This window comes from Pseudomonas sp. Marseille-P9899, assembly GCF_903166565.1.
In the GTDB taxonomy this organism is placed as follows: Bacteria; Pseudomonadota; Gammaproteobacteria; order Pseudomonadales; family Pseudomonadaceae; genus Aquipseudomonas; species Aquipseudomonas huaxiensis.
The window spans coordinates 109,517-134,502 of the sequence record NZ_CAESCG010000003.1; the positions used below are offsets into that span (position 1 = coordinate 109,517).

The window sequence follows — 24,986 nt, forward strand, 5'->3', positions numbered from 1 at the left end:
ATTCCCTTCTGGTGCGTGACCTGTAAACTCGGGAGCTTTTGCGCTGCCTGTTTTGCGCGGCGCGCAGTATCGCATATCTGGATGGCTTTCGGCCTGCCCTTCATCCCTCAGCATGAAAAACTTTAGATGAATCTGCTCAAATCCCTGGCTGCGGTCAGCTCCATCACCATGGTGTCGCGTGTGCTGGGTTTTGTACGGGACACCATTCTTGCACGTATTTTCGGTGCTGGAGTCGCAACTGACGCCTTCTTCATTGCCTTCAAGCTGCCGAACCTGTTGCGGCGGATCTTCGCCGAGGGTGCATTCTCCCAGGCATTCGTGCCCATCCTGGCCGAATACAAGACCCAGCATGGCGAAGAAGCGACCCGCACCTTTGTCGCTTATGTCGCCGGCCTTCTGACCCTGGTGCTGGCACTGGTCACGGTGGTGGGTGTGCTGGCTGCCCCTTGGGTGGTCTGGGCTACGGCACCTGGTTTTGTCGACAGCGAGGAGAAGTTTCAGCTCACCACTGATCTGTTGCGTGTGACGTTTCCTTATATATTGCTGATTTCGCTGTCATCCTTGGCCGGGGCAATCCTCAATACTTGGAACCGTTTCTCGGTGCCGGCGTTTGTGCCGACCCTGCTCAACGTCGCGATGATCTTCTTCGCCTTGTTCCTCACGCCTTATTTCGATCCGCCCGTCATGGCACTCGGCTGGGCAGTGCTGGTGGGTGGTCTGTTGCAACTGCTTTATCAACTGCCTCATCTGAAAAAGATCGGCATGTTGGTGCTGCCTCGCCTCAACCTCCATGATTCCGGTGTCTGGCGCGTGCTTAAACAAATGCTGCCGGCAATCCTTGGCGTCTCGGTCAGCCAGATCTCGCTGATCATCAACACCATTTTTGCGTCGTTCCTGGTGGCGGGCTCGGTTTCGTGGATGTACTACGCCGACCGCCTCATGGAATTGCCTTCCGGCGTCCTGGGCGTAGCACTGGGCACCATCCTGCTACCGACCCTGGCCAAGACCTACGCCAACAGGGACCGCCAACAGTATTCGCAGATCCTCGATTGGGGGCTGCGCCTGTGTTTCCTGCTGGTGCTGCCATGTGCCCTGGCCCTGGCGATCCTCTCGGAGCCTTTGACGGTGGCCTTGTTCCAGTACGGCAAGTTCAGCGCGTTCGATGCGCAAATGACCCAGCGTGCGCTGATTGCCTATTCGGTGGGGCTGCTCGGCATCATCCTGATCAAGGTGTTGGCTCCCGGTTTCTATGCGCAGCAGAACATCCGTACACCGGTGAAGATCGCAATCTTCACCCTGATCTCGACGCAATTGCTCAACCTGGTATTTGTCGGACCGCTGCAGCACGCCGGTCTGGCCTTGGCCATCAGTGTTGGCGCGTGCCTCAATGCCGGTCTGTTGTACTGGAAGTTGCGTCAGCAGCAGCTGTTCGAACCGCAGCCGGGCTGGGGGCGTTTTCTGCTCAAGCTCGTGATTGCAGTAATTCTGATGTCGGCCGTGCTGATCGTTGGCCTGATATTCATGCCGCCTTGGGCGCAGGGTGACATGCTGATGCGGTTCTTGCGGCTGGGCGCGCTGATTGCGGCCGGCATCCTGACCTATTTCGGTAGCCTGTTCCTGTTCGGCTTCCGCCCCCGGGACTTCGCCCGCAAGGCGCTGCACTGACGGACGGCGCGGGCCGGACGTCGGTTTTGTACGATCGACGTCCTGGCTTCGCGCTGTTGCCTGTCGTCGGCGCCCGGGTGTGGTTATAATCGACCACTTTATGAGCAAGAAGCGCGTTATGCAGCTGGTTCGAGGCCTCCACAACCTTCGCCCCCGGCACCGGGGCTGCGTTGCAACTATCGGCAATTTCGACGGTGTTCACCGCGGCCACCAGGCCATCCTGGCGCGTCTGCGTGAGCGCGCGGTAGAGCTGGGCGTGCCCAGTTGCGTGGTCATTTTCGAGCCACAGCCGCGTGAATATTTTGCTCCGGAAACCGCTCCGGCCCGTCTGGCCCGCCTGCGCGACAAGGTGGCTCTGCTGGCCGCCGAAGGTGTCGACCGGGTGTTGTGCCTGGCGTTCAACCAGCGCCTGAGCAAACTCAGCGCCAGCGAGTTCGTCGAGACCATCCTGGTCGACGGGCTGGGCGTGAAGCACCTTGAAGTCGGTGACGACTTCCGCTTCGGTTGCGACCGTCTCGGCGACTTCGCCTTCCTGCAGGATGCGGGCAACCGCCATGGCTTCTCCGTCGAGGCGGCGCAGACCGTCGAACTCGACGGGCTGCGGGTCAGCAGCACGCAGGTTCGCGATGCGCTGGCCGCTGCGGATTTCGCGCTGGCCGAGCGTCTGCTGGGGCGGCCATTCCGCATCCGCGGTCGAGTACTGCACGGACAGAAGCTGGCTCGGCAGTTGGGTACGCCCACCGCCAACGTACAACTCAAGCGCCGTCGTGTGCCGCTGAGCGGGGTCTACCTCGTCAGTGTGCCAATCGATGGCAAGGCTTGGCCCGGTGTCGCCAATATTGGCGTGCGGCCAACCGTTTCCGGGGATGGCAGCGCCCACCTGGAAGTGCATCTGCTGGATTTTGCCGGTGATCTGTATGGCCGGCGCCTTACGGTGGAATTCCACCACAAGCTGCGCGAAGAGCAGCGCTTCGCCTCCCTGGAGGCGCTCAAGTCGGCGATCGATGCGGATATCGCCGCCGCACGTGCCCATTGGCACGCTCAACCGCTAACGAAGAGCCTGAAATGACCGACTATAAAGCCACGCTTAACCTTCCGGACACCGCCTTCCCTATGAAGGCCGGCCTGCCACAGCGCGAACCGCAGATCCTGCAGCGCTGGGACAGTATTGGCCTGTACCGGAAGCTGCGCGAAATTGGCAAGGATCGTCCGAAGTTCGTCCTGCACGACGGCCCGCCCTACGCCAACGGCAAGATCCACATCGGTCACGCGCTCAACAAGATTCTCAAGGACATGATTGTCCGCTCCAAGACCCTGTCCGGCTTCGACGCGCCTTATGTTCCGGGCTGGGACTGCCACGGCCTGCCGATTGAGCACAAGGTCGAAGTCACCCATGGCAAGCACCTGACCGCGGACAAGACCCGCGAGCTGTGCCGTGCCTACGCCGCCGAACAGATCGAAGGCCAGAAGGCCGAGTTCATCCGTCTGGGCGTGCTGGGCGACTGGGACAACCCGTACAAGACCATGGACTTCGCCAACGAGGCCGGCGAAATCCGTGCCCTGGCTGAAATCGTCAAGCACGGTTTCGTGTTCAAGGGGCTGAAGCCGGTCAACTGGTGCTTCGATTGCGGTTCGGCCCTGGCTGAAGCTGAAGTCGAGTACGCCGACAAGAAATCCCAGACCATCGACGTCGCCTTCAAGGCCGCCGATGAAGACAAGCTGGCCGCCGCCTTCGGCCTGGCTTCGCTGCCCAAGCCGGCTTCCATCGTGATCTGGACCACCACCCCGTGGACCATCCCGGCCAACCAGGCGCTGAACATCCATCCGGAATTCACCTACGCCTTGGTCGACGTCGGCGACAAGCTGCTGGTGCTGGCCGAAGAACTGGTCGAGTCCTGCCTCAAGCGTTACTCGCTGGAAGGTTCGGTCATCGCCACCGCGCCGGGTTCGGCGCTGGAACTGATCAACTTCCGTCACCCGTTCTACGACCGCCTGTCGCCTGTTTACCTCGCCGAATATGTCGAGCTGGGCGCCGGTACTGGCGTGGTGCACTCCGCGCCGGCCTACGGTGAGGACGACTTCGTTACCTGCAAGCGCTACGGCATGGTCAACGACGACATCCTGACCCCGGTGCAGAGCAACGGCGTGTACGTCGACTCGCTGGAGTTCTTCGGCGGCCAGTTCATCTGGAAAGCCAACCCGCACATCGTCGACAAGCTGGCCGAAGTCGGCTCGCTGCTGTTCACCGAAACCATCAGCCACAGCTACATGCACTGCTGGCGCCACAAGTCCGCGCTGATCTACCGCGCCACCGCGCAGTGGTTCGTGGGCATGGACAAGCAGCCGGACACCGGCGACACCCTGCGTGAGCGTGCACTCAAGGCTATCGAAGACACCAAGTTCGTCCCGGCCTGGGGCCAGGCGCGCCTGCATTCGATGATCGCCAACCGTCCTGACTGGTGCATCTCGCGTCAGCGTAACTGGGGTGTTCCGATCCCGTTCTTCCTGAACAAGCAGACCGGCGAACTGCACCCGCGCACCGTCGAACTGATGGAAGAAGTGGCCAAGCGCGTCGAGCAAGAAGGCATCGAGGCCTGGTTCAAGCTGGACGCCGCCGAATTGCTGGGTGAAGAGGCTGCCCAGTACGACAAGATCGCCGACACCCTCGACGTCTGGTTCGACTCCGGCACCACGCACTGGCACGTACTGCGCGGTTCGCACAACATCGGCCACGAAGCCGGTCCTCGTGCTGACCTGTACCTGGAAGGTTCCGACCAGCACCGCGGCTGGTTCCACTCCTCGCTGCTGACCGGTTGCGCGATCGACAACCATGCGCCGTACCGCGAGCTGCTGACCCACGGCTTCACCGTCGACGAAAACGGTCGCAAGATGTCCAAGTCGCTGGGTAACACCATCGAGCCGCAGAAGGTCAACGACACCCTGGGCGCCGACATCATGCGTCTGTGGGTTTCGGCCACCGACTACTCCGGCGAGATGGCGGTTTCCGACCAGATCCTGCAGCGCAGCGCCGATGCCTATCGCCGCATCCGCAACACCGCGCGCTTCCTGCTCTCCAACCTGTCCGGCTTCGACCCGGCCCGCGACCTGCTGCCGGCCGAAGACATGCTGGCGCTGGATCGCTGGGCGGTTGACCGTACCCTGCTGCTGCAACGCGAGCTGGAAGAGCACTACAGCGAATACCGTTTCTGGAACGTCTACTCGAAGATCCACAACTTCTGCGTGCAGGAGCTGGGTGGTTTCTACCTGGACATCATCAAGGACCGTCAGTACACCACTGGCACCAACAGCGTTGCCCGTCGTTCCTGCCAGACCGCGCTGTACCACATCTCCGAAGCGCTGGTGCGCTGGATCGCGCCGATCCTGGCGTTCACCGCCGACGAGCTGTGGCAGTACTTGCCAGGCGAGCGTAACGAGTCGGTCATGCTCAACACCTGGTACCAGGGCCTGAGCGAACTGCCGGAAGGCATCGAACTGGATCGCGCCTACTGGGACCGCGTGATGGCGGTGAAGGCAGCAGTCAACAAGGAACTGGAGAACCAGCGTTCGGCCAAGGCCATCGGTGGCAACCTGCAGGCCGAAGTGACCCTGTTCGCCGACGAATCCCTGGGCAACGACCTGGTCAAGCTGGGCAACGAACTGCGCTTCGTACTGATCACGTCCGCTGCCAGCGTCGCGCCGTTCGTCGAAGCGCCGGCCGATGCCGTGGTTACCGATGTCGCCGGCCTGAAGCTGAAAGTGGTCAAGTCCGGTCACGCCAAGTGCGGCCGTTGCTGGCACTTCCGCGCTGACGTCGGGATCAACCCTGCGCACCCGGAAATCTGTGGTCGTTGCGTCGACAACATCAGCGGCAGCGGTGAGGTGCGTCACTATGCCTAATGTGGCTGCGGGGCGTTTCGGACGCCTTGCCTGGCTCTGGCTGAGCGTGCTGGTCCTGGTCCTTGACCAGGCCAGCAAGTTTTACTTCGAAGGTGCATTGAGCCTGTACCAGCAGATCGTGGTCATTCCCGACTACTTCAGCTGGACCCTGGCCTACAACACCGGTGCTGCCTTCAGCTTCCTGGCTGACAGCTCCGGCTGGCAGCGCTGGCTGTTCGCCCTGATCGCGGTAGTGGTCAGTGCGGTGCTGGTGGTCTGGCTCAAGCGTCTTGGGCGCAACGAGACCTGGCTGGCAGTCGCGCTGGCGTTGGTGCTCGGTGGTGCCCTCGGCAACCTGTACGACCGTATCGTGCTGGGCCATGTGGTCGACTTCATTCTGGTGCACTGGCAGAACCGCTGGTACTTCCCGGCCTTCAACCTGGCCGACAGCGCCATTACCGCAGGTGCGGTGATGCTGGCGCTGGATATGTTCAAGAGCAAAAAGTCCGGAGAACCCGTCCATGACTGAAACCCGTATCGGCCAGAACACCGAAGTCACCCTGCACTTCGCACTGCATCTGGAAAACGGCGATACCGTCGACAGCACGTTCGACAAGGCGCCGGCGGTATTCAAAGTGGGCGACGGCAACCTGTTGCCCGGCTTCGAGGCAGCCATCTTTGGCTTCAAGGCGGGCGACAAGCGCAGCGTAGCCGTTGCCCCCGAGAACGCCTTTGGCCAGCCTAACCCGCAGAACGTACAGATCATGCCGCGCTCGCAGTTCCAGGACATGGAGCTGTCCGAGGGCTTGCTGGTCATCTTCAACGACGCGGCCAACGCGGAACTGCCAGGTGTAGTGAAGGCATTCGACGACGCTCAGGTGACCGTCGACTTCAACCATCCCCTGGCTGGCAAGACCCTGAACTTCGAGGTGGAAATCCTCGAGGTGAAGGCCCTCTGAGCCTGGAGTCCCTCATGCAGATCAAACTCGCCAACCCCCGTGGCTTCTGTGCCGGCGTGGACCGGGCGATCGAAATCGTCAATCGGGCGCTGGAGGTCTTCGGGCCGCCGATCTACGTCCGTCACGAAGTCGTGCACAACAAGTTCGTCGTCGAAGACCTGCGCGCCCGTGGTGCGATCTTCGTCGAAGAGCTGGATCAGGTGCCGGACGACGTCATCGTGATTTTCAGTGCCCATGGCGTTTCCCAGGCCGTGCGCCAGGAAGCGGCCGGACGTGGCCTGAAAGTCTTCGACGCCACGTGCCCGCTGGTGACCAAGGTGCATATCGAAGTGGCGCGCTACAGCCGCGACGGTAAGGAGTGCATCCTCATCGGCCATGCCGGTCACCCGGAAGTCGAAGGCACCATGGGTCAGTACGACACCGCCAATGGCGGCTCCATCTACCTGGTCGAGGATGAAGAAGATGTCGCCCAGCTCGAGGTGCGCAACCCCGAGCAACTGGCCTTCGTGACTCAGACCACGCTGTCGATGGATGACACCAGTCGCGTTATCGATGCGCTGCGCACGCGCTTCCCCAGCATCGGTGGGCCGCGCAAGGACGACATCTGTTACGCCACGCAAAACCGCCAGGATGCGGTCAAGCAACTGGCCGCCGAGTCCGATGTGGTACTGGTGGTCGGCAGCCCGAACAGCTCCAACTCCAACCGCCTGCGCGAGCTGGCGGAGCGGATGTCGACGCCGGCCTACCTGATCGATGGCGCCGAAGACCTGCAACGCAGCTGGTTCGATGGCGTCGAGCGGATCGGCATCACCGCAGGCGCCTCCGCACCGGAAGTGCTGGTGCGCGGCGTGATTCAGCAGCTACGCGATTGGGGCGCCACCGGGGCGCAGGAACTGGACGGTCGCGAGGAGAACGTCACCTTCTCGATGCCCAAGGAACTGCGGGTTCGCTCGATCAACTGAGCTTCGTTTAGCACAAGGGCTTGTTGGTCGGCTCATGCAGCAGGCTGATACGCCCGCTGCGTGATAGCACGATCTGGTACAGGTTTTCCTGCCTGGGCTCCCCGCACACCTGCAGGGACCCGGACAGGAAAGCACCTCCATGCCGCAACGGCACCCCCAACCCGCTGAAGCGTACCTGTTGGGCGACCGGCTGATTGCCGATAATCCTCACGTGCCCCTTCGCTGAATACTCTCGTAACAAGGGTGTATCGCTGTGTTCGAGCAGCATGCGCCAGCCGTTGCCCCAGCCTCCCTCCATTGCTTGAAGCGTGATCACCCGATTTCGCAGCAAGGCCTCGCTGCGCGCGGCTCTCAGTGCCTGGGCGAGGTGTTTCGCTGCGGCTTGCTGTTGCAGGTCACTGCTCATCTTGCTGTAGGTCGTTGTTCCGAGCTGGGTCAGCAAAGCGACCAGCGCCAGCGCGAACATCATTTGAATCAGTGTTACGCCCTTTTGCTTCACCGTGCGTTCCTCCCTGGAAGTGCTTCTCTGTAGGTTCGACCGCGAACCGGATGGCGTCGAGTCAGCCAGGTTTGCAGTTTGCCGAGGAATATTCGCGGAGGTGTGCATGGCAAGGAAGCCACAGCAGGGATTGACCCTGATTGAAGTGATGGTTGCGCTGGTGCTGTTGTCGTCAGGGCTGTTGGCGATGGCGGCGTTGCAAGGGCGCGCATTGCAGGGTTCCGATGGCGCCCGGATCACCAGCCAGGTTGCCTGGCTTGCGCAGGGGATGTTGGAGCGGGCGCGCTCGGCGGGCGGTATCGATGCCGCAGACCGGCTTGAGTTTCAGCAGTCGGTCGAGGCGTTTGTCGGGAGGGCAGGGCAAGGAAAGGTTCGGGAGGACGCCGGCCAGGTTCGTGTGAGCATTGGTTGGAGCGAGGAGCGGACTGGCGGTGGGCAGCGGCTCCATGAGCTGGGCGGTGTGCGATGAGGGCGGCAGCAGGTTTCAGCCTGGTCGAGGTGTTGCTGGCGCTGAGCCTCGGTTTGCTGGTGGTCATGGCCGGCAGCCGGGTTTTTATCGCTGCCTTGCAGAGCTGGCAGGCGCAGGAGGTTGCCGCCGGATTACAGGAAGATGCGCGTTTTGTTCTGCAGCGGCTGGCGCGGGATATCCGGATGGCGGGAATGTTCGGCTGCCTGCGGCCCGAGGCCATGACCTTCACAAGTCCGGCTACCGCGCAGGCATTCTCCCGCTCTGTCAGTCTGGAGCGCACGGGTGACGGCACGTTGCACAGCCTCACCTTGATCAGTGCCCAGGCTGGGGAATTGGGCGGTGCGCCGGACTGGACGCTGATCACGGATTGCCGGACCACTGCCGATGTCGTTGAAGGCGTTGCGCCTCCTCGCGCAGGCACCTTCACGGTACCGCTGCGTCGCCAGGTGTATCGGTTGAACGCCGCCGACCTGTTGCTCAGCAGTGGTGGCAGCAATGCGGTGCTGATTGGAAATATCAGCCGGCTGGACGTCGAGCAGGAGACGGACCTCCTGAAACTCCGCCTCACCCTGGACGATCCGCAACGGCGAGTACGGGCGCAGACCTACCATCTGGCGGTCGCGCTTCGCAACGGGTGGCCCTGATGCGTCGGCGTGCGGCAAGGCAGCATGGAAACGTTCTGCTGCTGTGCATGACGCTATTGATGTTGTTGGGCTTGCTGGGGCTGTCGGCCATGCAGGGTGCGATCCAGCAGCAACGCATGGCCAGTAATCTGCTGGCTTCGATGCGGGCGTTCGAGTCGGCGGAGCGCCTGTTGCGGGTGGGGGAGGCGCGTCTGCCAGGGGCCGTCATCGGTCCTTGTGGTGTCTGCCTGCCGCCCCCGGAAGCCGAGTGGGTGCAGGCGGCTGGTGCCCATCATGGAGGCGGTGGCTCCGGACTTGTCTGGCAGGGTGGGGACGCTGGTCTGTACCTGATCCAGAACCTGGGACCAAGCAATCGCGCGCGTGGCATGCCGGAAGAGCTGTCAGTCACGCTGTTCCGTATTACCGCCATCGGCCTGGAGGGTGAATCCCGGGTCGTCCTTGAAAGCACCTTTGCGTGGCCGGAGCTGCCAGGTGATGTGCCTGCCCGGCGTATCGCCTGGCGGCAAATATTCTAGGAGTATTCATGCAGCGAACCGAGAAGGGCCTGAGCCTCATTGAACTGTTGATTGTCGTCGCACTGGTCGGCATGCTGGCGAGCATTGCCTACCCCAGCTACAGCGAAATGGTCAAAAAGGCCGCGCGCACGGAAATAGCCGGGATCTTGTTCGAAAGCGCGCAGCACCTGGAGCAGCACCACTCCCGCACCGGTCGCTATACCGACTCCGAAGCGGGAACGGCCCGACTGCCGGACGGAAACGCCCACTACAGCCTGTATGCCAAGCGCGAAGCCGATAGTTACGTCCTGACTGCCAGACGGCGGGTCGACGCGGCCATGGCTTCTGACGCCTGCGGCGATTTCGAGCTTGATCATCGAGGCGTGCGGTCCAATCCTTCGCGCGGCGAAGACGCGGGCCTGGGCTGCTGGGGCGGTTGAAGTCATTCATGGCGCCGGGCTGGCGCCGCGGTTCATTTCGGGTACTGGATCTACAGATGACCAAGCAAGTAGTGATTGTGGGTGGCGGTGTGATCGGCCTGCTGACGGCGTTCAACCTGGCCAAGGACGTCGAGCGGGTGGTGGTGTGCGACAAGGGCGAGTTGGGCGGTGAGTCGTCCTGGGCGGGCGGCGGTATCGTTTCGCCGCTTTATCCCTGGCGCTACAGCCCGGCGGTGACTGCTTTGGCGCACTGGTCCCAGGTTTTCTACCCACAGCTTGGCGAACATCTGTTCAGCAGCACCGCCGTTGACCCGCAGGTTCATGTGACCGGCCTGTACTGGCTTGATCTGGATGACGAAGCCGAGGCGCTGGCCTGGGCGAAGCGGGAAGGGCGTCCGTTGAGCAAGGTCGCGGTGTCCGAGGCGTATGCCGCCGTGCCTGTGCTCGGGCCGGGCTTCAGCAGTGCGGTGTACATGGCCGGTGTTGCCAACGTCCGTAATCCGCGCTTGTTGAAGTCGCTCAAGGCGGCATTGCAGGCGCTGCCCAACGTTACCCTCCAGGAGCATTGCGAAATCACCGGTTTCATCCGCGAAGGCGAGCGCATTGCCGGCGTCCAGACCACTGCGGGGACTATCGAGGCGGATGAGGTGGTGCTTACGGCCGGGGCCTGGAGTGGTGACCTTCTGCGGCTGCTAGGTTTCTCTCTGCCGGTGGAGCCGGTCAAGGGACAGATGATTCTGTTCAAGTGCGCCGAGGACTTCTTGCCCAGCATGGTTCTGGCCAAGGGGCGCTATGCGATCCCGCGCCGTGATGGCCACATTCTGGTGGGCAGTACGCTGGAACATGCCGGTTACGACAAGACCCCGACCCCGGACGCGCTGCAAAGCCTGCGGGCTTCGGCGATCGAGTTGCTGCCGGCGCTGGCGAATGCGACGCCGGTAGGGCATTGGGCGGGATTGCGCCCCGGCTCTCCTGAAGGGGTGCCGTACATTGGCCGGGTGCCGGGCTGCGAGGGGCTGTGGCTGAACTGCGGGCATTACCGTAACGGTCTGGTGCTGGCGCCAGCTTCCTGCCAACTGTTCAGCGACCTGCTGAGCGGACGCGAGCCGATCATCGATCCGGCACCTTATGCGCCTCACGGGCGCCTGGAAGCGCTCTGACCGGCGGCAGCCGTTGGCCTCAGCGTTTGTCGCTGGGGCCTTGTTCCAGATGTGCCGTGCTGCAATACCACTCGTTGCCGCGATGCAGGGCGCGGTCGTTTGGCAGGTGCACGCCGCAGTGAGAGCAGCGCACCATCTTCAGCGGGGCGTCCAGAGGCGTGGAGGTTGAGGCGGTACTGCCTGCCTTGAACTTGCGCCACAGCCAGAACGCGGCGGCAATCAGGGCAATCCAGAAAAGTAGGCGAACCATGGTGTCCAGCTTATTCAGTGAAGATGCGCCAGTTTAGAAGAGCTGCTGACGGCGGCCAATAAAAAAGGGAGGCCCAAGCCTCCCTTTTTTCATTTCGTTGCGATCAGTCAAACACGCCGAAGGTCATGTAGCTGAACCACGAACGGTCATCATTGTTGCCTTCGGCTTCGTGATGCTCTTCCTGCATCACATCACCGTCTTTAGGCAGCAGATCTTCCGGAATCGCTTCCTTGGCATCTTCGTATTGCTTGATCACGTCCTGGTTGGCGCGGGTTTCACCCGGCGGCAGCGGCGCGGCGGTTTCGATCAGGCCCAGCGTTGCCTTGGACAGCCAGCCGCGGTTGTCGGCTTCTTCCTGACGCGGCACGAACTGACCGTCAACCAGGCTCGGATGATCAGGGTAGTTGAGCTTCAGGGTTTCCAGGCTGGTGGCAGCCAGGTCGTCCAGGTGCAGGCGCTGGTAGGCCTCGACCATCACGGCCAGGCCGTCGCCGACCGATGGGGTTTCCTGGAAGTTCTCGACCACATAGCGACCGCGGTTGGCGGCGGCCACGTAGGCCTGACGGGTCAGGTAGTAGTCGGCAACGTGGATTTCGTAGGAAGCCAGCAGGTTGCGCAGGTAGATCATCCGCTGCTTGGCATCAGGCGCGTAGCGGCTGTTGGGGTAGCGGCTGGTCAGTTGGGCAAACTCGTTGTACGAGTCGCGGGCGGCACCCGGGTCACGCTTGGTCATGTCCAGCGGCAGGAAGCGCGCCAGCAGGCCACGGTCCTGGTCGAAAGACGTCAGGCCCTTCAGGTAGTAGGCGTAGTCGACGTTCGGGTGCTGGGGGTGCAGGCGAATGAAACGCTCTGCCGCGGACTTGGCCGCTTCAGGCTCGGCGTTCTTGTAGTTCGCGAAGATCAGCTCAAGTTGCGCCTGGTCGGCGTAGCGACCGAACGGATAACGCGACTCCAGTGCCTTCAGTTTCGCGGTGGCGCTGGTATAGCTGTGGTTGTCCAGGTCAGCTTGCGCCTGCTGGTACAACTCGGCTTCGCTCAGGTTTTCGTCGACGACTTCCTTCGAAGAACAAGCAGCGGTCAGTCCGAGGATGGCGATCAGCAGCAGGTGTTTCACTTGCATGGCGGCTTGCGTCCCTATGACGGCCGCTGTCTTGGGCGTGGCCGTCCTGTTATGATGAGCGCCCCGTGGAACCCTCGGGGCAAAAGACGCCGTATTTAACCACAAGCGCGCAGCCGAAACCAAAGGCTGTGCCGTCGCCTGATTCGAGCATGTCCGAGATCATTCAACTTAGCGCAGAGGTGCCGTCCGAATTGGGCGGTCAACGCCTCGACCAAGTCGCCGCCCAATTATTCGCTGAGCACTCGCGCTCGCGCCTATCCGCCTGGATCAAAGAGGGCCTACTGACCGTCGATGGCAATGTCGTGCGCCCGCGTGACATCGTCCATGGCGGTGCCATCCTGGCCCTCGAGGCCGAGCAGGAAGCCCAGGGCGAGTGGATCGCCCAGGACATCGCGCTGGACATCGTCTACGAAGACGACCAGATCCTGGTGATCAACAAGCCGACCGGCCTTGTGGTTCACCCGGCTGCCGGTCATGCCGACGGCACCCTGCTCAATGCCCTGTTGCACCACGTCCCGGACATCATCAATGTGCCGCGTGCCGGCATCGTCCATCGGCTGGACAAGGACACCACCGGCCTGATGGTGGTGGCCAAGACCCTGGAAGCGCAGACCAATCTGGTCGCGCAGTTGCAGAGTCGCACGGTCAGCCGCATCTATGAGTGCATCGTGGTGGGCGTGGTGACTGCTGGTGGCAAGATCAACGCCCCTATCGGTCGCCACGGTTCGCAACGCCAGCGCATGGCGGTGATGGACAGCGGCAAGCCGGCCATCAGCCACTACCGTGTTCTGGAACGCTTCCGTTCCCACACGCATGTGCGGGTCAAGCTGGAGACCGGGCGTACCCACCAGATTCGGGTGCACATGGCTCACGTCAACTTCCCGCTGGTAGGTGATCCGGTGTATGGCGGGCGTTTCCGCATTCCGCCAGCCGCCAACCCCACCATGGTTGACGCACTCAAGACCTTCCCGCGTCAGGCCCTGCACGCGCGCTTCCTGGAACTCGCACATCCGACCACCGGTCAGCGCATGAAGTGGGAATCGCCGCTGCCGGATGATTTCGTCTGGATGCTGTCGCTGCTCAAGCAAGACCGCGAGGCGTTCGTCGGATGAGCCTCCTGGCTCCCAGCCTGCTGATTCCGGACTGGCCAGCGCCAGCCCGGGTCAGGGCGTGCGTGACAACGCGCGCGGGCGGGACCAGCCAGGTGCCTTACGACACGCTCAACCTCGGTGACCATGTTGGCGATGCGCCGGCAGCGGTGGCCGAAAACCGTCGACGCCTGACCGAAGAATGTACCGTTCGTCCAGCCTGGCTCAAGCAGGTGCATGGCCTTGCTGTGGCTTATGCCAATCCGCAGGTGATTGCTGAAGCCGATGCCAGTTGGACAGATATTCCCGGTATCGCCTGCACGGTGATGACCGCCGACTGTCTGCCCGCGCTGTTCTGTGATCGCGCGGGCACCCGGGTCGCCGCAGCACATGCCGGCTGGCGCGGTCTGGCGGGCGGTGTGCTGGAAGCCACGCTGGACACCCTGGCGGTGGATCCCAAGGACGTTCTGGTCTGGCTGGGTCCGGCCATCGGGCCGCAGGCCTTCGAAGTGGGCGCCGAGGTTCGCGAGGCGTTCATGGCCATTCACCCTCAAGCCGCTTCGGCTTTCGTGCCTGGCGCCCAGCCAGGCAAGTTCATGGCCGACATCTATGCCCTGGCGCGCATTCGCCTGGCTGCGCGGGGTGTCGAGGCTGTGTATGGCGGTGGTTACTGCACAGTGACCGATTCGCGCTTCTTCTCTTATCGACGCAATCCGCACACGGGTCGCTTCGCCTCGCTGGTCTGGCTCGAACCCAACTGACCTGAGTCAACGGCGTCAGCCTTGAATCTTCCAAAATGATCCACATCTACAGTGGTATCTCAGGCAGGCTTCTCTTCATCAGGTGTGTCCATCGCTCCGGCCTGCCCTATTAAGGAAGGTAACTTATGCGAATAGACCGTTTGACCAGCAAATTACAGCTGGCGTTATCCGATTCCCAATCCTTGGCTGTGGGTATGGACCATCCTGCCATCGAGCCCGCGCACTTGTTGCAGGCCCTCATTGATCAGCAGGGCGGTTCGATCAAACCACTGCTGATGCAGGTCGGTTTCGACGTGCCCAGCCTGCGTACCGCGTTGAGCAAAGAGCTCGACCAACTGCCGAAAATCCAGAATCCGACTGGCGACGTGAACATGTCGCAGGATCTGGCGCGCCTGCTCAATCAGGCTGACCGCCTTGCCCAACAGAAAGGCGACCAGTTCATTTCCAGCGAGCTGGTGCTGCTGGCGGCAATGGACGAGAACAGCAAACTGGGCAAATTGTTGCTCGGCCAGGGCGTGACCAAGAAAGCCCTGGAGAATGCCATCAGCAACCTGCGCGGCGGCGATGCGGTGAATGACCCCAACGCCGAAGAGTCCCGTCAGGCGCTGGACAAGTACACCGTCGACCTGACCAAGCGGGCCGAAGAAGGCAAACTGGACCCTGTTATCGGTCGTGACGACGAAATCCGCCGCACTATCCAGGTCCTGCAGCGCCGAACCAAAAATAACCCGGTGCTGATCGGTGAGCCTGGCGTGGGTAAAACCGCCATCGCCGAAGGTCTGGCCCAGCGCATCATCAATGGCGAAGTGCCGGACGGCCTGAAAGGCAAGCGCCTGCTGTCGCTGGACATGGGCGCGCTGATTGCTGGCGCCAAATTCCGCGGCGAGTTCGAAGAGCGGCTCAAATCGCTGCTTAACGAGCTGTCCAAGCAGGAAGGGCAGATCATCCTGTTCATCGACGAACTGCACACCATGGTCGGCGCCGGCAAAGGCGAAGGCTCCATGGACGCAGGCAACATGCTCAAACCGGCATTGGCCCGCGGTGAGCTGCATTGCGTCGGTGCGACCACGCTGAACGAATATCGCCAATACATCGAGAAGGATGCGGCGCTGGAGCGACGTTTCCAGAAGGTGCTGGTGGAAGAGCCGAGCGAGGAAGACACCATTGCCATCCTCCGCGGCCTTAAAGAACGCTATGAAGTGCACCACAAGGTGGCGATCACCGACGGCGCGATCATTGCCGCGGCCAAGCTCAGCCATCGCTACATCACGGATCGTCAGTTGCCGGACAAGGCCATCGACCTGATCGACGAAGCCGCCAGCCGCATCCGCATGGAGATCGACTCCAAGCCCGAAGTGCTGGACCGTCTGGAGCGCCGTCTGATTCAGTTGAAGGTGGAATCCCAGGCACTGAAGAAAGAAGACGACGAAGCGGCGATCAAGCGCCTGGAAAAACTGACCGAGGAAATTGCCCGGCTCGAGCGTGAATACTCCGACCTGGAGGAGATCTGGACGTCGGAGAAAGCCGAAGTACAGGGCTCGGCGCAGATCCAGCAGAAAATCGAACAGTCGCGTCAGGAGCTGGAATCGGCACGGCGCAAAGGTGACCTGAGCCGCATGGCCGAGCTGCAGTACGGGGTGATACCGGATCTGGAGCGCAGCCTGCAGATGGTCGATCAACACGGCAAGTCCGAGAACCAGCTGCTGCGCAACAAGGTGACCGAGGAAGAAATCGCCGAAGTGGTCTCGAAGTGGACCGGTATTCCGGTGGCCAAGATGCTCGAAGGCGAGCGGGAAAAACTGCTGAAGATGGAAGGCCTGCTGCACGAGCGGGTGATTGGCCAGGATGAGGCGGTGGTGGCGGTGGCCAACGCCGTGCGTCGTTCCCGCGCCGGTCTGTCCGATCCGAACCGGCCAAGTGGTTCGTTCCTGTTCCTCGGCCCGACCGGTGTCGGTAAAACCGAGCTGTGCAAGGCGTTGGCGGAGTTCCTCTTTGATACTGAAGAGGCGATGGTCCGCATCGATATGTCCGAGTTCATGGAGAAACACTCCGTGGCTCGCCTGATTGGTGCCCCGCCAGGCTATGTCGGTTACGAGGAGGGCGGTTACCTGACCGAGGCGGTGCGTCGCAAGCCGTATTCGGTGGTGTTGCTCGATGAGGTCGAGAAGGCCCATCCGGACGTGTTCAACGTGTTGCTGCAAGTGCTGGAAGACGGTCGTCTGACCGACAGCCACGGACGCACGGTGGACTTCCGCAATACGGTGATCGTCATGACGTCCAACCTGGGCTCAGCACAGATCCAGGATCTGGTCGGTGATCGCGAGGCGCAACGTGCCGCGGTGATGGATGCGGTGGGCGCGCACTTCCGGCCCGAGTTCGTCAACCGGATCGACGAGGTGGTGGTCTTCGAGCCTTTGGGCCGCGATCAGATCGCCGGTATCACGCAGATCCAGCTCGGCCGCCTGCGCAGCCGCCTGGCCGAGCGCGAGTTGAACCTGGAGCTGAGCCCGGAAGCCATCGACAAGCTGATTGCCGTCGGCTACGACCCGGTCTATGGCGCACGACCACTGAAACGGGCGATCCAGCGCTGGATCGAGAACCCGCTGGCGCAATCGATCCTTGCCGGGCGTTTCCTGCCAGGCACGTCGATTACCGCCACGGTGGACGGCGACGAGATCGTTTTCGCCTGATTTTTCGGCGGGTTGAGAGAAGGCCTCGAAATTCGAGGCCTTTTTTCTTTGCATTTTCTTTCGAGTGCTTGTAAAGTGCGCCCCGCTGTATGTCACCCCAGATTTCCGGTGGTAGAAGAAATCTGAAAACAAGTTGCAAATCAGTAAGTTGAATGCAAATTGAGGGGTTGACAAAGGTTTTGAAGGTTGTAGAATGACGCGCCTCAGAGACATGAACGCAGCGATGCACAAGGTCGAAGAGTTCGAGGCGGTAGTGATACAGCATTCGAAATTGCAGTACTGAAATTGATAGTTCCGCGATAGCTCAGTCGGTAGAGCAAATGACTGTTAATCATTGGGTCCCTGGTTCGAGTCCAGGTCGCGGAGCCAAATTTCAAGCCGGGGTATAGCGCAGTCCGGTAGCGCGCCTGCTTTGGGAGCAGGATGTCAGGAGTTCGAATCCCCTTACCCCGACCATTTTTGGGTCGTTAGCTCAGTTGGTAGAGCAGTTGGCTTTTAACCAATTGGTCGTAGGTTCGAATCCTACACGACCCACCATTTTCGAGTCCGGTTCGCTGGGTTTGGATCTTAAAAGGTTGGAACGCCATTAGCGTCCAGCCACGAAAAAGGCGCCTTAACCGGTGCCTTTTTTTTACCGGGGTATAGCGCAGTCCGGTAGCGCGCCTGCTTTGGGAGCAGGATGTCAGGAGTTCGAATCCCCTTACCCCGACCATATTCAGAAGAAGGGCACCCGCAAGGGTGCCCTTTTTCGTTTGTGCCTCAACCTTTTCCTGTTGCGCTCACGCCCCTGTTTTCCCTAGGGTGTGCGGGCAGGGATAGCACTAAGCCATTAATTCTTCTCGTCGAGCTCACCGCTCGGGCTTTTCCCTGCGCCAACAGCGGCCGTGGCAGGCGGGGAGTCTGCTCATGTCCGCTTTATTGTCGTTTCCCGACAAAATATTGCAGGAGCATTGGCATGACAGGATTTCACGCGCGCCGCCGGCACGGCTGGCCGTTTGGCCTGAGCGCATTGGCACTGATGTGCAGCGCCGCAGCGGTACAGGCAGAGCAACAAGCCCGGACCTTTGCCAACCCACCTTCCATCGAGCAGGTCGCACCGACGCTCAAGACCGCCCGCGGCACCTTGCTGATGAAAGCCGAAGCGCCGGCTGGCGCGGTGGTCAATCCTCACGCCGGTAAAGAGCGTCTGCTGAATCTGGTGATCGACTACACCGACAGCACCATTTATGACCCGGCCACCCAGAACTCTGTGCCGGTCCATCTGCGCAGCTACAAAGGCACCGGCGTCGACCCACGCACCCCGTTTGTGGCGCCAACCATCAATGTCACGCCAGGCGACACCGTGCGGATCAACCTGGATAACCGTCTTCCACCGGAAGACAGTTGCACCGCCAGCGATCTGCCAATCAACAAGCCGCACTGCTTCAACGGCACCAACCTGCACTCTCACGGCCTGTGGGTAAGCCCGGCAGGCAACAGTGACAACGTGCTGTTGAAGATCAAGCCGAAGCAGAAATTCCAGTACGAATACAACATCCCGGCGGATCACCCGGCCGGCACCTTCTGGTATCACCCGCACCTGCACGGCTCGACGGCGCTGCAAGTCGGCAGCGGCATGGCAGGGGCGTTGGTGATTCGTGGCGATCGTTTGCCCACCTCGGAGTCCAACGGCGATATCGATACCCTGCTCAAGCCGATCCAGGGCCAGGATTTTGTCGAGCGCCTGGTGGTGCTTCAGCAAATTCCTTACGTCTGCCTCGGAAAGGACGGCAAAACCAAGCGAACCAAAGACGGTGATGTGGATTGGAGCTGTAGCTCCGGCGAAACGGGCGTGGTGGAGTCGTACGACGCATTCGGGCCGGGCGAGTGGGGTAAGTCGGGTCGTTACACCAGCGTGAATGGCATGGTCCAGCCTACGTTCGAGGCGCGTACCGGGGAAGTGCAACGCTGGCGTCTGGTGCACGCCGGTATCCGCGAAACCGTGACTCTGCAGTTCGTCAAACTCAAGGACAGCGCTGCGTCCCAGAGCCTGGCGGGTGTGGCGGCGGCCGACTCGCAGAAGTTCATTGAGCAGAACTGTAATGGCGAAGTGGTGCCGTACCAGGTCATCGCCGCAGACGGCCTGACCATGGCCAAGGCCCAGAGCAAGGAGCTGCTGACCCTGCAACCCGGCTATCGCAACGACCTGTTGATTGCCTTCCCGGAGAAAGGTCGCTACTGCGTGATCGATCGTTCCGAAGCACCTGCGGGTAACGTGACCCAGCTCACCAGCGATCACCAATTGCTGGGCTTCGTCGATGCCGAGGCCGGCCAGGCCGTGACTGACAAGAAAAACCACATCAGCAACGTGCTGATCGCTGCTGCCCAGGCGAACATGCCGGAAGGCCCGGTTCGCGAGCAAGTGGTGGCCGACCTGAAGAAAGACCTTCTGCTGACCAGCTTCGTGCCTCATCGCACCATCGAAGAAAGCGAGCTGGTGAAGGACGTGCAGCAACTGGTGTTCAAGATTGGCAAGAACAAAAAGGGCGTCACCGAGTTCGCCATCGGCACTACGGCGGAGAATGCCCAGCCGTACGACCCGGCCGTGGTCAATCGCGAGCTGAAGCTGGGTGATGCGCAGAAGTGGGTGTTGCAATCAGCCGTGGCGGGCCATCCGTTCCACATCCACGTCAACCCGTTCCAGATCCAGAAGATCATCGCGCCAGACGGCGTGACCGATCTCAGTGATCCAGGCGTTGTGGATAACCTCGACAAGGATAATCCCGACGCGCAGTACGCCGGTCTCAAGGGCGTGTGGAAGGACACGCTGTTCGTCAAACCCATGACTGAGGATGGCAAGTACTACACCCTCTATGTGAATACCCGCTACCAGCGCTACATCGGTGAGTACGTGCTGCACTGCCACATCCTCGATCATGAGGACCAGGGCATGATGCAGAACGTGCGGATTTCGCTGGATGGGACGCCGGGTGACGCGCATGGTGCGCATCACTAGCGTCTAACGATTTTGGGGCTGCATTGCAGCCCCAAAATGCGGATCAGTGCAACTTCAGGCGCGGCTCGGTTCCCCGGCCAATGCGACTACCGAGCATCAGCATCAAGGTCCGGAACGTCCCGTACAGCGCCATCTGGTGCATGCGGTACAGCGACACATAGAACATCCGCGCCAACCAGCCTTCCAGCATGACGCTGCCGGTCAGGTTGCCCATCAGGTTCCCCACCGCCGAGAAGCGCGACAGCGACACCAGCGAGCCGTAGTCGAGGTAGGTGTAGGTCGCCAGCGGTTTCCCTTCCAGACGAGCCTTGAGGCTCTTTGCCAGCAGCGATGCTTGCTGGTGAGCGGCCTGTGCCCGTGGCGGTACATTGCGGGCGCTGCCCGGCTGTGGGCAGGCGGCGCAGTCACCGAAGGCGAAAATGTTGTCGTCCAGAGTGGTTTGCAGGGTAGGACGTACTACCAGTTGATTGATCCGGTTGGTTTCCAGGCCATCGATGTCCTTGAGGAAGGCGGGGGCGCGGATGCCTGCAGCCCAGACTTTCAGGCTGGCTTCGATGACATCGCCATTGGCGGTCTTCAGGCAGTCGGCGTTGACTTCGCTGACCGAGGCGTTGGTCATGACCGTGATGCCGAGTTTTTCCAGGGTCTTGTGCACCGGCACGCTGATGCGCTCTGGCAGCGCCGGCAGAACTCGCGGCCCGGCCTCGATGATGGTGATGTGCATGTCTTCCGGCTTGATCCGGTCCAGGCCATAGGCTGCCAGCTCATGGGCGGCGTGGTGCAGCTCGGCGGCCAGCTCGACGCCGGTGGCGCCGGCACCGACGATGGCGACGCTGATCTTTTCCTTGGCCTGATCGCCAGCGTGGGCGCGCAGGTAGTGATTCAGCAGTTGCTGGTGGAAGCGCTCGGCCTGCTTGCGGGTGTCGAGGAACAGACAGTGCTGGGCGGCGCCCAAGGTGCCGAAATCGTTGGTGTTGCTGCCGACGGCGATGACCAGGGTGTCGTAACCCAGGGTGCGCGCGGGCAGCAGCTCGCGGCCATCTTCGTCGAGGGTGGCGGCTAACTGGATCTGCTTGATGGAGCGATCAAGCCCGCTCATGCGCCCGAGCTGGAACTGGAAGTGATTCCACTTGGCCTGGGCCACGTAGTTCAGTTCGTCCTCGGAGGAATTCAGCGAGCCTGCTGCGACTTCGTGCAGCAACGGTTTCCAGATGTGGGTCAGGTTGGCGTCGACCAGGGTAATACTGGCCGTGCCCTTTTTACCCAGGGTCTTGCCCAGGCGGGTCGCCAGTTCCAGGCCGCCGGCGCCGCCGCCGACAATCACGATACGGTGAGTCATGGAGATATCTCATAAGGTTTACGGAATTCGGGTCCTGACGGGTCGGCCGCGTGGGGCGGGCGAAGTGGGCGAGCGCAAGGCAGCTCATAGCACCAACAAACTCAGGAGGCGGCTCAACAGCCCCAGTATCACGGTCACGCCCACGACCAACGCAAGGAGCAGCCAGGGCCGGAAAGGCTTGCGCTCGACTTGGTGTTGGGGGGCTTGCAGGTACTGATCGACACGTCGCTGGTCTTCGGGGGTCAGGCGGCTGGTCATGATGGCCTCGGCAGGTAGACGCTTGGAGTTGTGGGAAAGCTACAGGGTTCACTGTAGTCGCTTGCCACTGGCGTACCTGCCGGCAAAAGCTCGCATCAATAGCGAATGATTGCGCTTTGTATCACCGGCGCCGGATTTATGCCATCCCGCTTTAGCAGGAGGACGGATCAGAGGCTGATGCCAACGTCGAAGACAATGCTGCGCCCCAGGTTTCCGCGCAAAAAATCGGGCGCGTCAGGGTGAGCGAAGATCACCCGGGCGAAGGTCGGGCCGACCAGCGACAGGGAGCGCCAGCCCTGGCGCAGGTACTCGGTGGGCGGCGGGAAGTGGCTGTTGAGGTCGAGGGTTTCGCGCTTGAGGCTGGCGAAGGCAATGATGTCCAGCTCACCCAGGTCCAGCCCGCGTTCGCGGTAGTTATGGGCTTTTTTGCGCAGGGTGGGGGCCAGCCGTTGGAGCAACTCGGGCGCGCCGATGCGTCGTGGGCGAGCTTCGCGACGGACCAGTTGCGACAACGAGAACGCGCTGCGCCGACGCTGCAGCTCTTCGCGCCATTCGTCGTTCAGGCGACGGCCCTCGTCCAGCACGAAAAACACCTCGAACGCCGCGTCGCGGAACAAAACGTCAGGCGGCTCCTGGCCGGCGGCGGTGAAATCCTCGCTACGGTAGGGAATGTTCAAGCCTTGCAGCAGGCGTTGGCAGACCCAACGCTCGCGCTCCCATTTGCGGGCATTGGAGAGAAACGCATTGGCTTGTTCGGCCTGAATGGTGAGCAGGCGCAGGTAGTCTGAGTCATCCATAGGAAACAAGCTTAGCGCCCAATTCCGCTTTGAGGGAGCAAGTGGCTGATTCTGGTCGGTTTTAGCTGCGCCAGCGCAGGGAACGCCGGCGAGCCGGGTGTAGACTGCCAGAATCCCCCGTGAAGAAGGGCTGCCTGCCGTGATTGGTGCACAACTGCTGTCGGATCTGAGCCTGACCCTCGGCTGGATCATCTTCGTGCCGCTGCTGGCCTGGGCCGTGGCGAGTACCCGTTGGGTCGAGCTGTTCACCGACAGCCGGCGCCAGCACCTGTTTCTAGGCACGGTGTTCGCGTTGTTCGCGCTCTGGCTGGTACGGCGGGATTTCGAGACCGGCCTGTCCTATCACTTCATCGGCATGACCGCCGTGACCCTGCTGCTGGACTGGCCATTGGCCGTGCTCGGTGCGGTCATGGCGCAGAACGGCCTGGTGTTGCTGGGGCGCCCGGATCTGGCGGCGATGGGCGTCAATGGCGTGTTGTTGATCGGGCTTCCGGTGCTGGTCACCGAGGTCTGCGCGATGCTTGTGGAGCGGGCACAACCACGCAATCTGTTCGTTTATATCTTCTGTTCGGGATTCTTTGCCGCGGCGCTGTCGGCGTTGGTGTGCCTGCTGGCAAGCCTGGGCGTGCTGTGGCTGGATGGGCGCTTCGTGATGCCAGTGTGGCTGGAGGACTTTATCGGCTACCTGTGGCTGGTGCTCTTCCCTGAGGCCTTTATCAACGGGATGGTGGTCAGCGCGCTGGTGGTGTTCTGCCCGGAATGGCTGGAGACGTTCAACAGGACCCGCTATTTGCAGGCCCCGTGGAAGGATGACGGACCGGAGCCTTAATGCGGCTCGCGCGGGTCGAATTCGCCGGAGAACAATTCGTCCTCAGCATCCGGCGCGACTGGAATCTTGTGCTCCTCGGCGGCCCACGCGCCCAGGTCGATCAGTTTGCAGCGATCGGAACAAAACGGTCGGTTCGGGCTGGTAGCGCTCCATTCGACAGGGGCGCCACAGGTTGGGCAATCAACGTTCAGCGGCTGGCTCATGCTCGGCCTCCTCGCAAAGTCAGGTAAAAGTGGTGCAGGCGGTCGACTTCCGAATGCAGCCAGGCCAGGTCGCGGTCATTGACCAGCACATCATGGGCATGGCGCAGGCGCTCTTCGCGGCTGGCCTGGGCCTTGAGGATGGCCTGGACCTGCTCCGGGCTGGTCTGGTCGCGCAGCAGGGTGCGTTCGATCTGCAAGTTTTGCGGCGCGTCGATCACCAACAGGCGGTCGGTGCGCTGGTACTGGCCCGACTCGACCATCAATGGCGAGACGAACACGGCGTAAGGGGATTCGGCCTTGGCCAGGTAGCTGAAAATCTCCTGGCCGATCAGCGGATGCAGCAGGGCTTCCAGCCAGCGGCGTTGTTCCGGGTCGGCGAAGATCAGCTCGCGCAGCGCGGCGCGATTGAGCTGGCCGTCTTCCAGCAGTACGCCGGGTCCGAAGCGTTCGACAATGCTGGCCAGCGCCGGGCGACCGGGTTCGACCACCCAGCGGGCGGCCTGGTCGGCGTCCACCAGGTGCACGCCCAGCTCGACGAAGCGTTGCGCGGCTGCGCTTTTGCCGCTGCCGATGCCTCCGGTGAGGCCGAGAATCCAGGGGGTGAAAGCGGGCGTTGTCATCAAAATCCAGCGAGATGCAGATAGGAAGTGGTTATTTGACCACCCCAGAGCAGTGCGATCCAGCCTGTCAGGGCCATATAGGGGCCGAAAGGTATCGGCGTACTGGCGCGTTTACCGGCCAGGCGCAGCAGGATCAGGCCAATAATGGCCCCCAGCAACGACGAAAAGAACAGGATGAACGGCAGAATTTGCCAACCGCCCCAGGCGCCGAGCAGTGCCAACAGCTTGAAGTCGCCATAGCCCATGCCTTCCTTGCCGGTGATCAGTTTGAACAGCCAGTACACCGACCACAGGCTGACATACCCGATCACCGCGCCCCATAGCGCCTGTTCCAACGGCACGAACAGCCCGAACGCATTGAAGATCAGCCCCAGCCACAACAACGGCAAAACCAGCGCATCGGGCAGCAGTTGGTGTTCGATGTCGATCAGGCTCAGCGCAAGCAGTCCCCAACTCAACAGCATGAACGCCGCCGCGCTGGCGCTGAAACCGAAGTGCCAGGCGGCGAACAGGGTCAGGCCGGCGCTGGCCAGTTCGGTCAGGGGATAGCGGAGACTGATGTGCGCTTTGCAGCCGGAGCAGCGACCCCGCAAGAACAGATAGCTGATCAGCGGTATGTTTTGCCAGGGACGGATGCGCTGCTGGCAATGCGGGCAGCGCGAAGGCGGGAGAAACAGGTCGAAACGCTCGCTCGGCTGCATCGGCAGCGTCAGTGCCTGGCGGGCGTCGTCGCGCCATTGGCGTTCGAGCATCAGCGGCAGGCGATGGATCAGCACATTGAGGAAGCTGCCGACGATCAGGCCCAGCAGCAGGGCGCTCCCCAGATAGGCCAGCGGCTGGCTGGCGAGGGTGTCCCACAGGTTCATGT

Annotated in this window: 25 protein-coding genes and 4 tRNA genes; 20 read left to right on the forward strand and 9 right to left on the reverse strand. The window is 61.8% G+C overall.

Annotated features, from left to right (window positions below; all coding sequences use genetic code 11):
* Positions 1-126 precede the first annotated feature (126 nt).
* From murJ to ispH, 6 genes are all read left to right on the forward strand, one after another.
* On the forward strand, positions 127-1,665 hold the full coding sequence (gene murJ, locus HWV67_RS16335; RefSeq protein ID WP_175652014.1) for a murein biosynthesis integral membrane protein MurJ: 1,539 nt from the start codon (positions 127-129) through the stop codon (positions 1,663-1,665).
* Positions 1,666-1,783: 118 nt separating this feature from the next.
* A complete protein-coding gene (ribF, locus tag HWV67_RS16340; RefSeq protein WP_175652015.1) occupies positions 1,784-2,734 on the forward strand; it encodes a bifunctional riboflavin kinase/FAD synthetase in 951 nt (316 codons plus the stop codon).
* Positions 2,731-5,562, forward strand: coding sequence for an isoleucine--tRNA ligase (gene ileS, locus HWV67_RS16345; RefSeq protein ID WP_175652016.1), 2,832 nt, complete (start codon positions 2,731-2,733; stop codon positions 5,560-5,562). Before ribF ends, ileS begins: the two co-directional genes overlap by 4 nt.
* Positions 5,555-6,070, forward strand: coding sequence for a signal peptidase II (gene lspA, locus HWV67_RS16350; protein WP_095154383.1), 516 nt, complete (start codon positions 5,555-5,557; stop codon positions 6,068-6,070). The genes ileS and lspA overlap by 8 nt, the downstream gene beginning before the upstream one ends.
* Positions 6,063-6,500 (forward strand): FKBP-type peptidyl-prolyl cis-trans isomerase, encoded by a 438-nt coding sequence (gene fkpB, locus HWV67_RS16355; RefSeq protein ID WP_110969577.1) that lies wholly within the window; start codon positions 6,063-6,065, stop codon positions 6,498-6,500. Before lspA ends, fkpB begins: the two co-directional genes overlap by 8 nt.
* 14 nt (positions 6,501-6,514) lie before the next feature.
* Complete coding sequence (ispH, locus tag HWV67_RS16360; protein WP_175652017.1) at positions 6,515-7,462, forward strand: 4-hydroxy-3-methylbut-2-enyl diphosphate reductase; 948 nt, start codon at positions 6,515-6,517, stop codon at positions 7,460-7,462.
* 7 nt (positions 7,463-7,469) lie between these two features.
* Here ispH and HWV67_RS16365 read toward each other — a convergent pair whose 3' ends face one another.
* Positions 7,470-7,961 (reverse strand): GspH/FimT family pseudopilin, encoded by a 492-nt coding sequence (locus tag HWV67_RS16365; protein ID WP_175652018.1) that lies wholly within the window; start codon positions 7,959-7,961, stop codon positions 7,470-7,472.
* Positions 7,962-8,067: 106 nt separating this feature from the next.
* Between HWV67_RS16365 and pilV the strand changes: the two genes are divergently transcribed.
* The 5 genes from pilV to thiO are packed head-to-tail and all read left to right on the forward strand — an operon-like array spanning position 8,068 to position 11,168.
* Positions 8,068-8,430: a type IV pilus modification protein PilV gene (gene pilV, locus HWV67_RS16370; RefSeq protein ID WP_256680139.1), complete on the forward strand. Its 363-nt coding sequence runs from the start codon at positions 8,068-8,070 to the stop codon at positions 8,428-8,430.
* A complete protein-coding gene (locus HWV67_RS16375) occupies positions 8,427-9,074 on the forward strand; it encodes a PilW family protein (RefSeq protein WP_175652020.1) in 648 nt (215 codons plus the stop codon). The genes pilV and HWV67_RS16375 overlap by 4 nt, the downstream gene beginning before the upstream one ends.
* A complete protein-coding gene (locus tag HWV67_RS16380) occupies positions 9,074-9,589 on the forward strand; it encodes a pilus assembly PilX family protein (RefSeq protein ID WP_175652021.1) in 516 nt (171 codons plus the stop codon). Before HWV67_RS16375 ends, HWV67_RS16380 begins: the two co-directional genes overlap by 1 nt.
* An 8-nt stretch (positions 9,590-9,597) precedes the next feature.
* On the forward strand, positions 9,598-10,008 hold the full coding sequence (locus tag HWV67_RS16385) for a type IV pilin protein (protein ID WP_175652022.1): 411 nt from the start codon (positions 9,598-9,600) through the stop codon (positions 10,006-10,008).
* Between the two features lie 56 nt (positions 10,009-10,064).
* Positions 10,065-11,168, forward strand: coding sequence for a glycine oxidase ThiO (gene thiO / locus HWV67_RS16390; protein WP_175652023.1), 1,104 nt, complete (start codon positions 10,065-10,067; stop codon positions 11,166-11,168).
* A 19-nt stretch (positions 11,169-11,187) separates the two neighbouring features.
* Here thiO and HWV67_RS16395 read toward each other — a convergent pair whose 3' ends face one another.
* Positions 11,188-11,418 (reverse strand): PP0621 family protein, encoded by a 231-nt coding sequence (locus HWV67_RS16395; RefSeq protein WP_175652024.1) that lies wholly within the window; start codon positions 11,416-11,418, stop codon positions 11,188-11,190.
* 103 nt (positions 11,419-11,521) lie between these two features.
* Positions 11,522-12,538 carry an outer membrane protein assembly factor BamD gene (locus HWV67_RS16400; RefSeq protein ID WP_095154400.1) on the reverse strand — a complete coding sequence of 339 codons (1,017 nt, stop codon included), beginning with the start codon at positions 12,536-12,538 and terminating at the stop codon, positions 11,522-11,524.
* Positions 12,539-12,687: 149 nt separating this feature from the next.
* On the opposite strand from HWV67_RS16400, the gene rluD reads away from it, so the two are divergent.
* From rluD to HWV67_RS16440, 8 genes are all read left to right on the forward strand, one after another.
* Positions 12,688-13,650, forward strand: coding sequence for a 23S rRNA pseudouridine(1911/1915/1917) synthase RluD (rluD, locus tag HWV67_RS16405; protein ID WP_095154402.1), 963 nt, complete (start codon positions 12,688-12,690; stop codon positions 13,648-13,650).
* On the forward strand, positions 13,647-14,387 hold the full coding sequence (gene pgeF / locus HWV67_RS16410) for a peptidoglycan editing factor PgeF (RefSeq protein ID WP_175652025.1): 741 nt from the start codon (positions 13,647-13,649) through the stop codon (positions 14,385-14,387). Before rluD ends, pgeF begins: the two co-directional genes overlap by 4 nt.
* Positions 14,388-14,512: 125 nt before the next feature.
* Positions 14,513-17,077 carry an ATP-dependent chaperone ClpB gene (gene clpB, locus HWV67_RS16415; RefSeq protein ID WP_175652026.1) on the forward strand — a complete coding sequence of 855 codons (2,565 nt, stop codon included), beginning with the start codon at positions 14,513-14,515 and terminating at the stop codon, positions 17,075-17,077.
* A gap of 293 nt (positions 17,078-17,370) precedes the next feature.
* Positions 17,371-17,446, forward strand: a tRNA-Asn gene (locus HWV67_RS16420).
* A gap of 10 nt (positions 17,447-17,456) precedes the next feature.
* Positions 17,457-17,533, forward strand: a tRNA-Pro gene (locus tag HWV67_RS16425).
* A 5-nt stretch (positions 17,534-17,538) separates the two neighbouring features.
* Positions 17,539-17,614 (forward strand) — tRNA-Lys (locus HWV67_RS16430).
* A gap of 98 nt (positions 17,615-17,712) precedes the next feature.
* A tRNA-Pro gene (locus HWV67_RS16435) sits at positions 17,713-17,789 on the forward strand.
* 243 nt (positions 17,790-18,032) lie between these two features.
* Complete coding sequence (locus tag HWV67_RS16440; RefSeq protein WP_256680140.1) at positions 18,033-20,072, forward strand: multicopper oxidase family protein; 2,040 nt, start codon at positions 18,033-18,035, stop codon at positions 20,070-20,072.
* A gap of 43 nt (positions 20,073-20,115) precedes the next feature.
* On the opposite strand, the gene HWV67_RS16445 is transcribed toward HWV67_RS16440, so the two are convergent.
* The 3 genes from HWV67_RS16445 to HWV67_RS16455 all read right to left on the reverse strand — a co-directional run bounded on the left by HWV67_RS16445 (position 20,116) and on the right by HWV67_RS16455 (position 22,466).
* A complete protein-coding gene (locus HWV67_RS16445; protein ID WP_175652027.1) occupies positions 20,116-21,411 on the reverse strand; it encodes an NAD(P)/FAD-dependent oxidoreductase in 1,296 nt (431 codons plus the stop codon).
* Between the two features lie 84 nt (positions 21,412-21,495).
* The gene (locus tag HWV67_RS16450; protein WP_175652028.1) at positions 21,496-21,669 is read right to left on the reverse strand and encodes a DUF3094 family protein; all 174 of its coding nucleotides are present in this window, start codon (positions 21,667-21,669) and stop codon (positions 21,496-21,498) included.
* Positions 21,670-21,836: 167 nt separating this feature from the next.
* Entirely contained in the window at positions 21,837-22,466 is a 630-nt protein-coding gene (locus tag HWV67_RS16455) for a DUF1780 domain-containing protein (RefSeq protein WP_095154412.1), read from the reverse strand.
* A 139-nt stretch (positions 22,467-22,605) separates the two neighbouring features.
* Here HWV67_RS16455 and HWV67_RS16460 point away from each other — a divergent pair, with 139 nt between their 5' ends.
* Positions 22,606-23,295, forward strand: a complete 690-nt coding sequence (locus tag HWV67_RS16460; protein ID WP_175652029.1) for an energy-coupling factor ABC transporter permease — start codon at positions 22,606-22,608, stop codon at positions 23,293-23,295.
* Here the strand turns inward: HWV67_RS16460 and yacG are convergent.
* Genes yacG through HWV67_RS16475 form a run of 3 tightly spaced genes read right to left on the reverse strand, consistent with a single transcriptional unit; the run spans position 23,292 to position 24,984 of the window.
* Entirely contained in the window at positions 23,292-23,498 is a 207-nt protein-coding gene (gene yacG, locus HWV67_RS16465) for a DNA gyrase inhibitor YacG (protein WP_095154416.1), read from the reverse strand. The genes HWV67_RS16460 and yacG overlap by 4 nt on opposite strands.
* Positions 23,495-24,118, reverse strand: coding sequence for a dephospho-CoA kinase (gene coaE, locus HWV67_RS16470; protein WP_095154418.1), 624 nt, complete (start codon positions 24,116-24,118; stop codon positions 23,495-23,497). Before coaE ends, yacG begins: the two co-directional genes overlap by 4 nt.
* On the reverse strand, positions 24,118-24,984 hold the full coding sequence (locus HWV67_RS16475; RefSeq protein ID WP_175652030.1) for a prepilin peptidase: 867 nt from the start codon (positions 24,982-24,984) through the stop codon (positions 24,118-24,120). The genes coaE and HWV67_RS16475 overlap by 1 nt, the downstream gene beginning before the upstream one ends.
* Between the last annotated feature and the right edge of the window lie 2 nt (positions 24,985-24,986).

Coding starts and splice junctions, on each gene's coding strand:
- murJ (WP_175652014.1), top strand. CDS start 127: ATGAATCTGCTCAAATCCCTGGCTGCGGTCAGCTCCATCACCATGGTG.
- ribF (WP_175652015.1), top strand. CDS start 1,784: ATGCAGCTGGTTCGAGGCCTCCACAACCTTCGCCCCCGGCACCGGGGC.
- ileS (WP_175652016.1), top strand. CDS start 2,731: ATGACCGACTATAAAGCCACGCTTAACCTTCCGGACACCGCCTTCCCT.
- lspA (WP_095154383.1), top strand. CDS start 5,555: ATGCCTAATGTGGCTGCGGGGCGTTTCGGACGCCTTGCCTGGCTCTGG.
- fkpB (WP_110969577.1), top strand. CDS start 6,063: ATGACTGAAACCCGTATCGGCCAGAACACCGAAGTCACCCTGCACTTC.
- ispH (WP_175652017.1), top strand. CDS start 6,515: ATGCAGATCAAACTCGCCAACCCCCGTGGCTTCTGTGCCGGCGTGGAC.
- pilV (WP_256680139.1), top strand. CDS start 8,068: ATGGCAAGGAAGCCACAGCAGGGATTGACCCTGATTGAAGTGATGGTT.
- HWV67_RS16375 (WP_175652020.1), top strand. CDS start 8,427: ATGAGGGCGGCAGCAGGTTTCAGCCTGGTCGAGGTGTTGCTGGCGCTG.
- HWV67_RS16380 (WP_175652021.1), top strand. CDS start 9,074: ATGCGTCGGCGTGCGGCAAGGCAGCATGGAAACGTTCTGCTGCTGTGC.
- HWV67_RS16385 (WP_175652022.1), top strand. CDS start 9,598: ATGCAGCGAACCGAGAAGGGCCTGAGCCTCATTGAACTGTTGATTGTC.
- thiO (WP_175652023.1), top strand. CDS start 10,065: ATGACCAAGCAAGTAGTGATTGTGGGTGGCGGTGTGATCGGCCTGCTG.
- HWV67_RS16395 (WP_175652024.1), bottom strand. CDS start 11,418: ATGGTTCGCCTACTTTTCTGGATTGCCCTGATTGCCGCCGCGTTCTGG.
- HWV67_RS16400 (WP_095154400.1), bottom strand. CDS start 12,538: ATGCAAGTGAAACACCTGCTGCTGATCGCCATCCTCGGACTGACCGCT.
- rluD (WP_095154402.1), top strand. CDS start 12,688: ATGTCCGAGATCATTCAACTTAGCGCAGAGGTGCCGTCCGAATTGGGC.
- pgeF (WP_175652025.1), top strand. CDS start 13,647: ATGAGCCTCCTGGCTCCCAGCCTGCTGATTCCGGACTGGCCAGCGCCA.
- clpB (WP_175652026.1), top strand. CDS start 14,513: ATGCGAATAGACCGTTTGACCAGCAAATTACAGCTGGCGTTATCCGAT.
- HWV67_RS16440 (WP_256680140.1), top strand. CDS start 18,033: ATGACAGGATTTCACGCGCGCCGCCGGCACGGCTGGCCGTTTGGCCTG.
- HWV67_RS16445 (WP_175652027.1), bottom strand. CDS start 21,411: ATGACTCACCGTATCGTGATTGTCGGCGGCGGCGCCGGCGGCCTGGAA.
- HWV67_RS16450 (WP_175652028.1), bottom strand. CDS start 21,669: ATGACCAGCCGCCTGACCCCCGAAGACCAGCGACGTGTCGATCAGTAC.
- HWV67_RS16455 (WP_095154412.1), bottom strand. CDS start 22,466: ATGGATGACTCAGACTACCTGCGCCTGCTCACCATTCAGGCCGAACAA.
- yacG (WP_095154416.1), bottom strand. CDS start 23,498: ATGAGCCAGCCGCTGAACGTTGATTGCCCAACCTGTGGCGCCCCTGTC.
- coaE (WP_095154418.1), bottom strand. CDS start 24,118: ATGACAACGCCCGCTTTCACCCCCTGGATTCTCGGCCTCACCGGAGGC.
- HWV67_RS16475 (WP_175652030.1), bottom strand. CDS start 24,984: ATGAACCTGTGGGACACCCTCGCCAGCCAGCCGCTGGCCTATCTGGGG.